The 14991-nt window shown below is 51.8% G+C and carries 13 protein-coding genes; 6 read left to right on the forward strand and 7 right to left on the reverse strand.

Features of this window, described 5'->3' with window-relative positions; all coding sequences use genetic code 11:
- Positions 1-113: 113 nt before the first annotated feature.
- The gene (locus tag P2G88_RS10525) at positions 114-2669 is read left to right on the forward strand and encodes a PBP1A family penicillin-binding protein (protein WP_275795821.1); all 2556 of its coding nucleotides are present in this window, start codon (positions 114-116) and stop codon (positions 2667-2669) included.
- A 54-nt stretch (positions 2670-2723) separates the two neighbouring features.
- Here P2G88_RS10525 and argA read toward each other — a convergent pair whose 3' ends face one another.
- Genes argA through argC form a run of 6 tightly spaced genes read right to left on the reverse strand, consistent with a single transcriptional unit; the run spans position 2724 to position 9382 of the window.
- The gene (gene argA, locus P2G88_RS10530) at positions 2724-4034 is read right to left on the reverse strand and encodes an amino-acid N-acetyltransferase (protein ID WP_275795822.1); all 1311 of its coding nucleotides are present in this window, start codon (positions 4032-4034) and stop codon (positions 2724-2726) included.
- An 8-nt stretch (positions 4035-4042) separates the two neighbouring features.
- On the reverse strand, positions 4043-5431 hold the full coding sequence (gene argH, locus P2G88_RS10535; RefSeq protein ID WP_275795823.1) for an argininosuccinate lyase: 1389 nt from the start codon (positions 5429-5431) through the stop codon (positions 4043-4045).
- Entirely contained in the window at positions 5431-6654 is a 1224-nt protein-coding gene (locus tag P2G88_RS10540) for an argininosuccinate synthase (protein WP_275795825.1), read from the reverse strand. Before P2G88_RS10540 ends, argH begins: the two co-directional genes overlap by 1 nt.
- A gap of 14 nt (positions 6655-6668) precedes the next feature.
- Positions 6669-7577 (reverse strand): ornithine carbamoyltransferase, encoded by a 909-nt coding sequence (locus tag P2G88_RS10545; protein ID WP_275795826.1) that lies wholly within the window; start codon positions 7575-7577, stop codon positions 6669-6671.
- 18 nt (positions 7578-7595) lie between these two features.
- Positions 7596-8366, reverse strand: coding sequence for an acetylglutamate kinase (gene argB, locus P2G88_RS10550; protein WP_275795827.1), 771 nt, complete (start codon positions 8364-8366; stop codon positions 7596-7598).
- Entirely contained in the window at positions 8363-9382 is a 1020-nt protein-coding gene (gene argC, locus P2G88_RS10555) for an N-acetyl-gamma-glutamyl-phosphate reductase (RefSeq protein ID WP_275795828.1), read from the reverse strand. Before argC ends, argB begins: the two co-directional genes overlap by 4 nt.
- A gap of 324 nt (positions 9383-9706) precedes the next feature.
- Between argC and argE the strand changes: the two genes are divergently transcribed.
- Genes argE through P2G88_RS10570 form a run of 3 tightly spaced genes read left to right on the forward strand, consistent with a single transcriptional unit; the run spans position 9707 to position 11945 of the window.
- Entirely contained in the window at positions 9707-10858 is a 1152-nt protein-coding gene (gene argE / locus P2G88_RS10560; RefSeq protein WP_275795829.1) for an acetylornithine deacetylase, read from the forward strand.
- Complete coding sequence (gene hxpB, locus P2G88_RS10565; protein ID WP_275795830.1) at positions 10851-11528, forward strand: hexitol phosphatase HxpB; 678 nt, start codon at positions 10851-10853, stop codon at positions 11526-11528. Before argE ends, hxpB begins: the two co-directional genes overlap by 8 nt.
- A gap of 9 nt (positions 11529-11537) precedes the next feature.
- Positions 11538-11945 (forward strand): methylglyoxal synthase, encoded by a 408-nt coding sequence (locus tag P2G88_RS10570; protein ID WP_275795831.1) that lies wholly within the window; start codon positions 11538-11540, stop codon positions 11943-11945.
- Positions 11946-11973: 28 nt separating this feature from the next.
- Here P2G88_RS10570 and P2G88_RS10575 read toward each other — a convergent pair whose 3' ends face one another.
- Complete coding sequence (locus P2G88_RS10575; protein ID WP_275795832.1) at positions 11974-12735, reverse strand: Spy/CpxP family protein refolding chaperone; 762 nt, start codon at positions 12733-12735, stop codon at positions 11974-11976.
- Between the two features lie 163 nt (positions 12736-12898).
- On the opposite strand from P2G88_RS10575, the gene P2G88_RS10580 reads away from it, so the two are divergent.
- Both P2G88_RS10580 and P2G88_RS10585 read left to right on the forward strand, forming a co-directional pair.
- Complete coding sequence (locus tag P2G88_RS10580; RefSeq protein ID WP_275795833.1) at positions 12899-13597, forward strand: response regulator transcription factor; 699 nt, start codon at positions 12899-12901, stop codon at positions 13595-13597.
- Positions 13597-14976: an ATP-binding protein gene (locus P2G88_RS10585; RefSeq protein WP_275795834.1), complete on the forward strand. Its 1380-nt coding sequence runs from the start codon at positions 13597-13599 to the stop codon at positions 14974-14976. Before P2G88_RS10580 ends, P2G88_RS10585 begins: the two co-directional genes overlap by 1 nt.
- The last annotated feature ends 15 nt before the right edge of the window (positions 14977-14991 follow it).

Consider the following 14991-nt stretch of genomic DNA (forward strand, 5'->3'; position numbering starts at 1 on the left):
AGGTTCGAGGATCCCATTATTCACCAAATTTTAATACTTAATGGTTCTAATAACTGTACATAGGTATAAAATATAAGCCAATTCTGGCGAAACGCTGTGGAAACTCTTTTTTTGTGAAGTACGTCAAACCTTTAGTTCTGTTCTTTCTAACTTCAACCTTGTTGGCCGTGCTCGGCGTTATTTCCTTGTATTTCTACATAAAACCCGAGCTTCCCAGCGTTGATATCCTTAAGGATGTGCGCCTGCAAACCCCAATGAAAGTATATTCCAAGGATGGCATGTTGATATCACAATTTGGGGTCAAACGCCGCATACCTTTGGAATTAAATGACATACCTGAAACCATGGTGCATGCCATTTTGGCGACTGAAGACAGCCGCTTTTATGAACACCCTGGTGTAGATCTTATCGGTGTTGCCCGCGCTTTCATTAATTTGGTGTTGACCGGTGAAAAAAGCCAAGGCGCCAGTACCATTACCATGCAGCTGGCCCGTAACTTCTTCCTGTCCCGAGAGAAGGCCTGGATGCGCAAGGTCAAAGAAAGCTTTATCGCCTGGCATATCGAAGAGCTTCTTACTAAGGACGAGATCCTTGAGCTTTACCTCAATAAAATAGAGTTAGGGCATCGCGCCTTCGGTGTTGGTGCTGCTGCGCAGGTCTACTTTGGAAAAGAGATCAAGGATTTAACTCTAGCACAGATAGCCACCATCGCCGGCTTACCCAAAGCACCTTCTACGTTAAATCCAATTTCCAGTCCTGAACGCTCGAAGGAGCGCCGCAAGGTGGTCTTGGCGCGTATGCTGACGGAAGGCTATATCACCCAAGCCCAGTTCCGCCAGGCTGTGGATGAAGATGTACAATCCCGCAAGCATGGCGCCGAAATTGAGCTTGCAGCACCTTATCTGGCCGACCTGATATACGCCGAGATGATCACCCGCTTCGGGAAAGAAGAAGCCGAAACCAACGGCTACAAAGTCTTTGCAACGGTTTCATCCGATCTGCAAGTGGCGGCTCAGCAGTCAGTAGTGGAAACCTTACATGACTATGATGAACGTCATGGCTATCGCGGCCCGATCAAACAGCTTTGGCAGGTTGATACGGAGCAGAGTGACCAAACTCAGACGGGGTGGACTGAGGAGAAAATGCGCACCGAGTTGCAGGAATTTCCCAGCTACCATCCGCTTTATCCTGCCATTGTCACCCAAGTAGACGAGCAATCTATCCGTGTTTATGGCAAGGACAATCAGTACCGCACTATCAGCTGGGATGGCTTGTCATGGGCGCGCCCCTTCATCTCCGACAACAGGCAAGGCGAAGATCCCCAGACGGCATCCGACGTTGCTCAGGTAGGCGAGTTGGTATGGACCAGGTTTAACACAGATTTACAGCTGTGGCAGTTGTCGCAGTTTCCGGAAGCCAGCAGTGCTCTGGTGGCGATGAACCCCGAAACGGGTGCCGTTGAAGCCATCATTGGCGGTTACAGTTTCTACCAGAGTCAGTTTAACCGTGCCACCCAAGCCAAGCGCCAAGTGGGATCAAATATCAAACCTTTCGTCTACTCGGCGGCACTTGAGAACGGCTTTACGTTGGCCAGCATTGTTAACGATGCGCCGATCAATCAATGGGACAGAAGCTCCGGTATTGCCTGGCGGCCAAAAAACTCCCCAGAAATTTATGATGGTCCTATCAGCTTACGTACTGCATTGGGTAAATCAAAAAACGTGATATCAGTGCGGCTCCTGCGAGCCGTTGGCATCGATAACCTGATCGAGCATTTGGCTAAGTTTGGTTTTAATCCCAATGAATTGCCCCGGGATGAGTCTTTGTCACTGGGTTCAGCATCCCTGACCCCAATTGAAGTCGCCACAGGTTTCTCGGTGATTGCTAACGGCGGCTATGCGGTTCAGCCTTATTTTATCGAACGGGTGGAAGACCAGAATGGCAAAGTGATCTGGGAGGCAAAACCACGGATTGCGCCCCCAACAGATGTGCCACAGACAGCCACTTTCCAGGCTGAGCAAGAGAGCGAACTCCCGGCAGAAGAAGCCAATTATGCACCAGCGGTGATATCTCCACAGAATGCCTTTCTGGTCAGGGAGATGATGCGCACAGCCATTTACGGCGATGGCAGCTGGTCTAAGAAAACCTATTGGCAAGGTACCGGCTGGCGCGCCAATACACTGTTACAGCGAGATGATTTGGCAGGCAAAACCGGTACCACCAACGATTCAAAAGATACCTGGTTCAGTGGTATCGCCCCGGGGCTTGTGGCCACTGTGTGGGTGGGCTTTGATGATATGGAACGCTCTTTGGGTCGCGCCAGTCGTAACCAGCACCTGATTAACCGTAACCCGCAGAAATTTAACTGGATTGGTAATGCCATGGTTGGCGGCGAAGATGGCGCCAGGGTGGCACAACCGGCCTGGATCCGTTTTATGCAGACAGCGCTCGAAGGTGTGCCTGAGCAATACCCACCGGTGCCTGAAGATATCGTTACTGTGCGGGTGGACCGCGGTACCGGTAAACTGACACAGCGGACCGACCATACGTCCAAGTTCGAATATTTCAAAAAGGGCACCGAGCCCAAGCAATACGTCAGTGAAGAAGAGTTTATCGATCCCTTTGCCGGGGAAGATGAATCCACTAACGAAACAGAAGACCTTTTCTAGCAGATTAAACAGCAGGGCCGCCCTGAGGCGGCCCTATTCTAGAGACTTGCTATTCTACACTTCCAGCATCAACACTTTTGAGTTGCGCTGATAGTTATACAAGCGTTTTTTCCCTTCCGGCAATTCCTCTACAGTAGAAGGTAAGAATCCCTGCTCTCTGAACCAGTGCCCCGTCACAGTGGTCAGCACAAAAATGCGGTTGATGCCGAGACTTTTAGCCTGATCGATAATGGCGTTCATAATGCGCTCGCCACGATTGGTGCCGCGGTAATCAGGGTGGGTAACCACACAGGCCAACTCGCCCATCGCGTCCTGTAAGTATGGATAAAGGGCCGCACAGGCGATAATCATACCGTCGCGCTCGACCACAGTGAAACGGTCGATTTCGCTTTCCAGTAATTCCCTTGAGCGCTTAACCAACACCCCTTTTTCTTCCAATGGGTTGATAAGCTTAAGGATACCGCCCACATCTTCGATGGTGGCACGTCGTAATTGCTCGTAGTAATCCTGAGAAATCAGGGTACCGGCACCATCACGGGTAAAGAGTTCCTGCAACAAAGCGCCATCGTTGCGATAGCTGACAAAATGACAGCGGCCAACCCCGGCATCCAGGCTCGCCGCCACCGCTGACATCACCGAGCGGGAGGCATGATCTTGTGCATTATCAAGCACCGCCTGGAAACGCTTGCGGTCCAGGTTGCGAATCAACACGCCTTCTTCATTCAACAAGCCTTCGGATTGGGTGAAGATTATTAACTTATCGGCTTTCATATGAATGGCGGCCTGAGTGGCCACATCTTCATGGGACAAATTAAACACTTCTCCGGTAGGCGAATAGCCCATAGGGCCGATCAATACGATTGAGCCATCGTTAAGGTGGTCATTGATACCATTAACATCAATCCGTCTTACCAGACCGGTCAGTTCATAATCCACACCATCGCGCACGCCCATCGGCATGGCTACCACAAGGTTACCTGAGCAAACCCGGATCTGCGCACCATGCATGGGGGAGTTAGCCAATCCCATGGTCAGTAATGCCTCAACCTGCGAGCGCACCGAGCCTGCGGCGTCCTTTACCGATTCGATTGTGTCTTTGTCGGTAATACGGATTTCGTTATGAAAACGCAGACGAATATTGCGCAGGGCCACCCGATGGTCGATCTGCGGCCTGGCACCATGCACCAGGATCATACGCACACCCAAGCTGTTAAGCAGAGCGATATCATTGATAATATTGGCAAAATTGGGATCTTCAACGGCTTCACCGCCGAACATGATCACGAAGGTTTTGCCCCGGTGGGAATTGATATAGGGTGCCGATTGGCGGAACAGTTTTACACTGTCATGAACGGATAGCATCAATCCTCCTGCTAACGATCTTGTCCGGCAGCAATAGCCTCAAGCTCTTGCCGCAACGCGTCAAGCACGGGCTTCTCCCCGGTGCCGCCCAAGATACTGCGCTTATTAACGAGATATTCAAGTTGTAGCACAGGATATACATCTTCTTGAATTAATTCTGAAAATTCCTGAAGTTCTGCAAGCGAGAGTTGTTCGATGGCTTTACTTTTTGCTAAGGCAGATAACACCACCTGCCCGGCAATTTCATGAGCGGTGCGAAAGGGGATCCCCTTAGCAACCAGATAGTCAGCCAATTCAGTGGCATTGGCATAACCTTCACGGGCGGCTTGCGCACAACGTTCACTATTGAGCTCTACCGAGTCAATGACCTCACAGGCAATCATCAGGCAGATATGCCATTGATTTACCGCGTCAAAGGCCCCCTCTTTGTCTTCTTGCATATCCTTGTTGTAAGCCAGCGGCAGCCCCTTCATGGTTACCAGCAGTGCCTGCAAACTGCCAAATACACGGCCACATTTGCCACGCATTAACTCCAGGGCATCGGGATTTTTCTTCTGTGGCATCAATGACGAACCAGAGGTCACACCATCGCCAAGGCGCAAGAACCCCGCTTCACCGGAATTAAAGAAAATCATATCTTCAGCCAGACGGGACAAATGCATCATGCTGGAGCTGGCCACAAACAAAAGTTCCAGCACATAATCCCGATCAGACACCGCATCTAAGCTATTGCGACAGGGTTCTGTAAAACCCAAGTCTTTGGCAATCTGCACCCGGTCTACTTCATATACCGTGCCGGCCAAAGCACCGCTGCCGAGCGGGCATTGATCCATACGCTTCAGCAAATCCTGAACACGGCTGATATCGCGCTTAATCATCTCCACATAGGCCAAACACCAATGGGGATAACGGACAGGTTGCGCTCGCTGCAAATGGGTATAGCCCGGCATGATGACAGTCTGATGACGCTGTGCCGACTGGACCAGGGCTTTGCGAAGTTGCTGCAGATCCTGAGCAAGTGCCTGAGCATGCTCTTTGACCCACAGGCGAAAATCGGTGGCCACCTGATCGTTGCGGCTACGACCGGTATGAAGTTTACGGGCCAAATCGCCCAACTCTTCGGTTAACGCGGCTTCCACAAAACTGTGGATGTCTTCTTCCTGACTAGCAGCGAAATCCAGCTGCCCAGCTTCGGCCTTCACCAACATGGCTTCAAGGGCCTGCTCAAGACGCTGCTGCTCCTCGGCGGTTAATACACCAGCGCGGGCAATGGCCCGCGACCAGACGATGGAGCCGCGAATATCCTGGCTGGCAAGCTGCTGATCAAAAGGCAACGAGTCATTGACCCGCCTGAACATCGCACTGCTGCCGCCTTCAAACCGACCGCCCCACAGCGCCATCAGTGATCGCCCTCATGCTGCGCTTTCAGGGCTTTAATACGGGCCGGCAGGCTGTACAAACGGATAAAGCCTTCTGCATGACGCTGATCGTAAACATTATCGGCGCCAAAGGTGGCGTAATTTTCCGAGTACAGGGAATTGGGAGAACGACGTTGCACCACAGTGGCCTGGCCTTTAAACAGCTTCACCACCACATCGCCGGTGATCTGCTCGGCAAAGGTTTGTGCGGCGGCGACAATGGACTCCCGCAGAGGGGTAAACCAACGACCATCGTAAACCAGATGGGAAAACTCCAAGCCCAGTTGCTCACGGAACTTTAGCGAGCTTTTGTCCAATACCAGATGCTCCAGCGCTTTGTACGCGGCCATCAGCACAGTACCACCGGGAGTTTCATAACAACCTCGGGATTTCATGCCGACCAGGCGGTTCTCAACAATATCCAAACGCCCTACACCATGAGGCGCAGCCAGTTGGTTAAGGCGCACCAGGGCGTTGTAGGGACTTAAGGGTTCACCATCTACCGCCACCAAACGTCCGCTTTGGAAACTCAGTTGCACACGCGCTGGTTTGTCCGGTGCCTGCTCAGGATCCTGGGTCATGGTCCAGACTTCTTTACTTGGTTCACACCAGGGATCTTCCAATTCACCGCCCTCGTGAGAAATGTGCCAGGCGTTGGCATCACGGCTGTAAATCTTAGTGGCCGAGGCACTGGTTTTAATCTGACGCTCGGCAAGATAGGCCAATAGGTCTTCCCTAGAGCGCATATTCCAGTGACGCCAGGGAGCAATCACCTTGAGATCCGGTGCCAGGGCAGAAAACGCACCTTCAAAGCGTACCTGGTCATTGCCTTTACCTGTGCAACCGTGGGCCAGGGCATCGGCCCCCACTTTACGGGCAATTTCCACCTGAGCCTTGGCGATGATAGGGCGTGCCATAGAAGTCCCCAACAGATACATGCCCTCGTAGACGGCACCGGTCATGATGGTGGGGTAAATATACTCGCCCACAAAGGCTTCTTTCAGATCGAGAATGTGGCATTCACTGGCGCCGGTACGCAGGGCTTTTTCTTCCAAACCTTGAAGTTCTTCATCACCTTGTCCTACGTCGGCGGCAAAGGCTACCACCTCACAATCGTAATTTTCCTTGAGCCAGGGAATAATGGCGGAGGTGTCCAGACCACCGGAATAAGCCAGCACCACTTTGCTGATCTGTTTCGTTGACATGTTAAGCGTTCTCCTTAGCCAAGCAGGCTAATCAATATGGCGTTTTGGGCATGCATTCTGTTTTCTGCCTGTTGCAGCAACAGCGAGCAGGGCCCGTCAATCAATTCACTGGTAATTTCCAACTCGCGGTGAGCTGGCTGGCAATGCATGGCATAGCTGGCCCCGGCGCGTTTCATCAGCGCTGCATTGAGCTGAAAAGGCGCGAAGTCTTCTTTAATTTGTTCAAGGGGCGTTTTGTCACCCATGGACAGCCAAGTATCGGTATAGAGCACATTAGCGCCCTCCACATCGGCCAGATCATGGCTATGATGGATTTTGCCACCACATTCCACCGCCCTTTCGATAGCAAGGGCCATTACCGAAGGTTCGGGGCTATGTCCGACAGGCGTGATCACCCGTACATCTGCGCCCAGAATGGCGCCAACCTGCATCAGTGAGTGGCTGACATTGTTACCATCGCCTACATAGGCCAAACGGATCTTGTCGGCTGAGCCAAAATGTTCGAATAAGGTTAGAAAGTCAGCCAGCGCCTGGCAGGGGTGATAACGTTCACAGAGGGCATTGATCACCGGCACATTGGCCGCTTGGGCAAAAAGCTCCAGGGTTTCGTGTTTGAACACCCGAGCCACTATGGCATCAGCCCAGCAAGCCAGATTGGCGCCCATATCATAGGCATCCTCGCGCCCAGCGAGTTTGCCAGCCTGGCTGTCCATATACACCATATGGCCGCCCAGCATGTGAATGCCAATATCAAAGCTGACGCGAGTGCGTAGCGAAGGCTTTTCAAACAAGGCCACCACACTCTTACCGGACAGGGCCTGGCGATAATCCTGAGGGCTGCGTTTAACTTTCAAAGCCAACTGCAGCAACTGCTCCAATTTATCCTTTTGCCAATGGCCGAAGCTGATCAAATCCTCTTTCATTTTCTATCCACAACTCCTCTAACTGGGATATATCCGCGTGCCTGCCGACCCCTCATGGGCCAACCCAAGCAGCGCCTGTGGTTGTTTCCAACTAGCGATAATGACCGGCAAGCCAATATCACCAGCGGCTTCCAGGGCGGCATTTACCTTGACCGTCATGCCATCACGAATGACGTTTTGTTCAACTAGGCGATTAATATCTGCAGGACGCAATTCCGGGATAAGCTGCTTGTCGGCATCTAGCACACCGGGAACATCTGACAACAACACCAATTCTGCATGCAGTAACTGAGCAATAGCGGTCGCGGCCTGATCGGCATTGATATTTAACAGCTGGCCACTGCTGCTGGCACCGATGGAACTGACAATGGGCAGGAACTGCTGAGATAGCAGCAGGTTCAGTAACTTGGCATCGCCGGCCTTAGCCGAGCCTACTGCGCCGTATTTTTTATCCATGGGTGTGCACTTGACCATAGCACCATCGGTCAGGGCCAGACCCACAGGCACCAGATTGGCAGCGATGGCCTGAGCCACCAGGTCCTTGTTGGCGGTACCGGCCAGGGCGCCTACCACATAAGGCATCTGTTCATCGGTGGAGACACGCAGACCATCAATTTTGACGGTTTTCAGGTTAAGGGCGGTCATCCACTCTTCCACAATCGGGCCACCACCATGGACCAGCACCACCGGGCGGGCTGCCTGCAACTCTTTAATCACGCCGAGCAGATTAGCGGCGGCTTGCTTATCGCCGATAAAGGCGCCACCGACTTTTATCACCAGGGCCTTCATGACGCTTTCTCCAATAAGCCCAAGTGGCTGTCGTGACCGAAACGAATATTGCAGCATTGCAGCGCCTGAGCAGCAGCACCTTTGAGCAGGTTATCGATAGCACTACCAATCACTAAATAATTGCTCTGGGGATCCAGCTTCCAACTGAGGTCCACAAAGGCGGTATTGACCACATCATCCAGTTTTGGCCAGGTACTCAATCTTCTGATCATGGGGTTATCACCGTAGGCCTTTTCATAGGCGGCCTTAATCGCTGCATCATCGATGCCGGGCTTGACCTTTGCGGTCACGGTCGCCAGGATGCCGCGCTTAAAGTTACCCAAGTGAGGTGTGAAAATGACCGGTGTACCCAGGGCCTGGGCAATTTCCGGTTGATGGCGATGTCCTAACACCCCATAGGCTTGCAGGCTGACCTCACAGAAACTGGAATTAATGGCCGCTTTTCGTCCGGCACCACTGACCCCGGACACGGCATTGATAATAGGTAACACCGAATTATCCAACAGGCTGACAATGGGCTTTAACGCGGTGATGGAAGCGGTGGGATAGCAGCCTGGCACGGCCACCAGCTGGGTATTAGCAATGTCATTCGCTACCCAATCCGCCAGGCCATAGACCGCCTGGGCCAGATGTTCAGGCTGTTCATGGGCAAAGCCATAATATTTGGCAAAGACTTCGGCATCTTTGAGGCGAAAGGCCCCGGATAAATCAAATACTGCCGCCTTGCCTTTAAGTAATTCAGGCACCCAGTGATGACTGACTTCATGGGGCGTGGCCAGGAAAATGGCGTCCATCTCACTGGCCAGGGTCTGCAGTTTGTTTTCATCCAGTGGCTGCAGCGGTAGATCCACCAGGCCTCTGAACTTTCCATAGAGATCACTCAGGCGCTTACCGCCATCCTGGCTACCTTGAGAAACGTACAATCCCGCAAGATGAAAGTGCGGGTGCTTAGCCACCAAAGCGGCGAGTTCTGCACCGGTGTAACCACTGGCGCCCAATATACAGATGTTTTTCATAGGCTCATGAAAGATAAATAGTTAATCGGAATACTAAGCTTAGTAGCTGAGAAAAATTTGGGGGCGTCAGCCGCCTAATTGGATTAAACCTTTTAAGGCTGCACCGCGCTATAACCTATGCTGTTATCGTCGTCTGTAAAAGACCTGGCATGGACCAGTTGTTTTAGGCGCTGTCTGAGTCATGATATGTGCTGCTAGTTAAAAAATTGTCATTTTGTGATACTTTGCCAGCAAAAACATATTCATTCAATATTTTTGCATATTTATATTTTTTCAAAGACAAATTATTCGCAAATTTCGCTGCGGAATTGAGGGAGCCGACCGATGAGATCTATTGCCTTTATTGATAGCTACAGGCAAATAATTGCCAGTCCAAGCATTAGTGCCTTTGAAGAGCACCTGGACATGAGTAATCGCCCTCTTATCGACCTGCTGGCGACTTGGTTGGGCGACTTTGGATTTGACATAACTATTCAGCATGTCCCTCACGCCCGCAATAAATACAATATGCTGGCCAAACTGGGTAGTGGTGAAGGTGGGCTGCTATTGGCGGGACATTCCGATACCGTACCTTTCGATGCCGGACGTTGGCAGCATGATCCTTTTAAACTGACCGAAAAAGACAACAAACTTTATGGACTGGGTACCTGCGACATGAAGGGCTTCTTTGCCTTTGTATTGGAGGCCTTGCAGGGATTACCGCTGGATAAATTGAAAAAGCCCATTTACGTGCTGGCCACCGCCGACGAAGAAACGTCTATGGCCGGTGCCCGCTTTTTCAGTGAGCAGCAGTTGATCAGACCGGATATGGCCCTGATTGGTGAGCCTACCGAGCTTAAACCCATCTACAAACACAAAGGGCATATGGCCCATAGCATCGAAATCCAGGGCCAGGCCGGGCATTCCAGCGATCCGGCTCGTGGGGTTAATGCCATAGAGATCATGTACAAAGCCATCGGCGAATTGCTGACGCTGAAAGACAAGCTGGCCAGTCGATACCAGGACAATGCCTTTAGCGTGCCGGAAGTGACCCTTAACCTAGGTCATATTCACGGCGGCGACGGCGAGAATCGCATCTGTGGTCATTGCAAATTGAATTTCGATCTGCGCGCCATTCCTGCGCTTGCCGATCATGAAGCCATTCGTCTGATTGATGAGGCTCTGGCACCGGTGGGTAAAGCATACCCTGGCAGATTAAGCCGCAGTTTGATGTATGACACCGTGCCGGCTTTTGGTTGTCGTGAAGAGGCGCAGATTCTGGATCTGGCCAAAGAGCTGACCGGCTTCGATCCTGCCAGCGCCAACTACTCCACCGAAGCCCCCTTTATCAGTGCCTTAGGCTGCGACACGCTGATTTTAGGACCAGGCAGTATCAAGCAAGCCCACCAACCCGATGAATATGTGTCACTGGAATATATCAATCCCACGGTCAATGCCCTGCGCGGCTTTATCCAGCGGGTTTGTCTGAATGGCTGAAAAACTGAAGGCCATTGTCTTCGATATGGACGGCTTGCTAATAGATTCTGAACCCTTGTGGCGACAGGCGGAACAGGAATTGTTTAGAACCCTTGGCGTCCATTTGGATGAGCAGATGTGCCGCCAAACCACAGGCTTGAGTACAGAAGAAGTCGTAAGCTATTGGTATCAGCGTTATCCCTGGGAAAATGCCAATATCAAATCACTGGCCAGGGCCCTCGAAGAGCGTGTCATAGAATTAGTCATAGAAAAAGGTCAGGCCATGCCCGGCACTTATGAATTGATTGCACATTGCCTGGCACAGAACCACATACTGGCGGTCGCCTCCGGTTCGGTAAGCCGGATTATCGAGACCGTGCTGGATAAACTCATGCTGCGTGATGCCATCAGTCTATTCCATTCAGCCGAACATGAGGTAAGAGGAAAGCCCGATCCTGCGGTCTATTTGGGCACCCTCAAACGACTGGGGATTAGCGCCAATCAAGCCATCGCATTCGAAGACTCCCTGCCAGGCGTGAAAGCAGCCATCGCGGCAGGATTGTTTACGGTTGCCGTGCCTGATATTCAGGCCGAACGCGCCCCTTTCGCTATTGCCGACGTGGTAGTAAATGACCTTTACGCAGCCATTCACCTACCGATGTTGCGTCCTCCCCATCCAAAACAGCTATAGAGTGACAAGATGCAAAAAACTCTGGCCCTGGTGGCCCATGATCATAAAAAGCAGGAACTAATCGAATGGTCTTTACAGCACAAAGCCGTGCTTGAGAAACATAAACTGGTGGCCACCGGCACCACCGGTGGCCTGCTGACCGAAGCCTTACAGTTACCGGTGCATCGCTTTAAAAGCGGTCCACTGGGCGGCGACCAACAAATTGGTGCACTGATTGCCGAAGGTAATCTGGATGTCTTATTTTTCTTTTGGGATCCGCTCAATCCCGCCCCTCACGATCCTGACGTAAAGGCCTTACTTCGCCTTTGCTCGGTGTGGAACCTGCCGGTGGCCTGTAACCTCTCTACTGCCGATATGCTGATCACTTCGCCGCTTTTTGACAATCCGGCCTATAAGCGGAAGATGCCCGGGTATTAAAAAGCGGGGCATTGCCCCGCTTTTGCGATTACACATCTTTTTGGCCCTTATGCCTCATTTCCTTCAGCTTGCTACGCTGCTCTTCATCCAATAACTGATAAAACTGATAATGCTGCTTGGTTCTATCCAGTGCCATTTGCTGAAACTGCTCTCGATACTCACTCATTAGCGCATTCCAGCTTTCCTCGGTCAGATTATTGGCCGCAATCAGCGCCATTTCCTGCTCATGGAAAGCCTTACGCACCTCATGATGAAGTATTCTGTCGGCCTCTGCCTGCGCTTGCAGATTCTGCCACTGGGCCAATTGTTGATCGCTTAGCGCCAATTTTTCCTGCAGCTTTTCGCGGTGCTTGTCCATAGGTCTAGCGTCTTTCCCTGGCGTTGTGTTTAACCAAGTCTCACGCTGGTCATCATCCAGGATCTGCCACACTTGCTGCTGGACCTGCGCTTTTTGCCACATGCTTTGTTCCATCTGTGACTGCTTCCCGGCCAGCAGTTGTAACGCCAGATCTGCGTTCCAACTTTGCTGCGTCAACAGAATTTGCATGTCTTCGCGCTGCTCCAGCATGTCGCCACGATAGATGTCTCTGTCTTCGCGTGCTTGGGCAAAGAGCTGCTGAATATCCTGTTTCTGTTGCTGGCTCAAGTTAAGCTCTGCAAACATGGCGCCCATGGGACCTGCATGTTGAGGGCCTTGTCCTCGTGCTCCCGGCTCTTTGGCCAATGCAGCGGCGCCCATGGCCAGACTTAAAGACAGTGGCAATAACAGTGTTTTGGTCAATCTTTTCATACATACCTCTTGCGGATTGAAGATTCACCTTCAGTCTACTGATGGCAATGCAAAGTAGAGCAAACGGAGTGTAAAGCTTGTGTAAAAGCACCCCGCTTACGCTTTGACTCCGGACGGCATAGCCTTAGCATAGGCTTAAAGTAGTTTTAAGAGTGATACATATATGGCAGACAAGTCACTGTTGATTATCGATGACGATGAAGAGTTGACGGCGCTGTTAAGCGAATATCTGACGCCTCAGGGATACCGTCTGACCATTGCCCATGATGGCAACAGCGGTTTGCAACTGGCAACAGGTGCCGGGCATTTTGACCTGATCTTGCTGGATGTCATGCTGCCGGGTATTGACGGCTTTGAGGTACTGAAACGGCTGAGACGCACCCATTTAACCCCAGTCCTTATGCTGACCGCCAAAGGCGATGATTTTGATCGTATTTTCGGGCTGGAACTTGGCGCCGATGATTATTTACCCAAGCCATTTAATCCCCGTGAACTATCCGCCAGAGTAAAAGCCATTGTGCGCCGCCTCGAGTTTCTACCCACTAGCAGTGCACAACAGCCCATACGTGTAGATGGGTTATTGTTGGATCCGGCGATACAGCAAGTCACCTACAAAGAACAGGTTATCGAACTGACCGGCACCGAGTTTGCCATGCTGCATCTATTAATGGCCAATCAGGGGCGGTTGGTGAGTAAAAATGATCTCAGTGAAAAAGTATTGGGACGCAAGCTTAGTGCCTTCGATCGCAGTATTGACATGCACGTCAGTAATTTGCGCCGTAAGTTGCAAGGGGTTTGCCCACAGGAGCGCATTAAAACTCTTCGCGGCGCCGGTTACATGCTGCTGGAAGTCAGATCCTGATGGCCAATAAACTGATGTTTAATCCCTTTAAAAGCCTGTTTGGCAAAATATTCCTATGGTTTTGGTTAACCACCCTGGTAATGGTACTAGGCGCCATATGGTTGTCCCGTCAGCTCGGTGAAGAAACCAAATATCTGCCCGCAGCACCGGATGAACTGCATCAAGCCAGGCGTTTTGCTGAAAAGCTGAATGACAGCGCGCTGGTCAGACGCTTCAACGATCCACAGCAATTCCTTGAAACGCTGGGGGCGCGTCAGCGTTTGGCGCTGATTCTGCTGGATCCCAAAAGCGGTGAATTGTTGACCGGCTTTCCTGGCGGTCAGCGCATGGACGCCGAGCCCTTTCTAGCCCTCGCACAACAAGACAGTCCACTGCGCATCGACAATCTGTTTGGGCATTTTATTGGGCCGCTTGAAGTGACCCTGGATCAACATTCTTATTTGCTTTTTGTCGGTCGCCCTAAACCGCCTGGCTTTATTCCCCAAACGCGCGAACATCCCTGGCTGGTGTTAAGCCTGTTTTTGGGCATTAGTGGCTTGTTCTGCCTGGCCTTAACCTGGTCCATTGTGCGCCCTATCCGCCAATTGAGAGAGGCGGCACAGGAGATGGCGCAGGGACACCTGCAAACCCGCGCCGACAATGTAGCCAAAAGGAATGATGAAGTGGGTGAGCTGGGGCGGGAATTTAACCATATGGCGGCACAACTTCAGCAAATGCTGGAAGGACAAAAGCGTATGCTCGCGGATATTTCCCATGAGCTGCGCTCCCCTCTGGCGAGGTTGCAGTTGGCGCTGGGAATAGCCCAGGAAAAAACGCCTAATGTGAAAACCGAACTCGATCGTATCGAACTGGAGTCGGTTCGCATCGACAAGATGCTGGCAAGCCTGCTGACATTGGCCAGGCTGGATGCGGGTAAGGGCGGACTGCGTCCACGCAGTATGAGTCTGGAAGAACTGCTTGAGCCATTGTGTGAGGATTTACGCTTTGAAGCACAAGCCCAGAATAAGTCTTTTGCCGCCGAGTACCCGGAAAATGTGCAGTTGAGTGTCGATGCAGAGCTTATCTGCGGGGCCCTGGAGAATGTGATGCGCAACGCACTGAAGTATGCACAGCAACGAGTGATTCTTAGCGCCGAAGTGCATCAAGGTTTTTTGCATCTGCATATCGCCGACGATGGTCCTGGCGTGCCGGAGGATGAGCTGGACAAGATCCTCATCCCCTTCTATCGTGTCTCCAGCGCCAGAAGTCGCGATACCGGTGGCACCGGCCTGGGATTGGCCATCGCCAATCGCGCCGTGCTCGCCCATGGCGGCAGCATGATGGCAAGAAATGGCAGTATGGGCGGTCTGGAGGTCACCATCAGCCTTAAAATAATTTAGTAACGCCTTCCAAGT

The sequence above is a fragment of the Aliiglaciecola sp. CAU 1673 genome, assembly GCF_029223185.1.
In the GTDB taxonomy this organism is placed as follows: domain Bacteria; phylum Pseudomonadota; class Gammaproteobacteria; order Enterobacterales; family Alteromonadaceae; genus Bowmanella.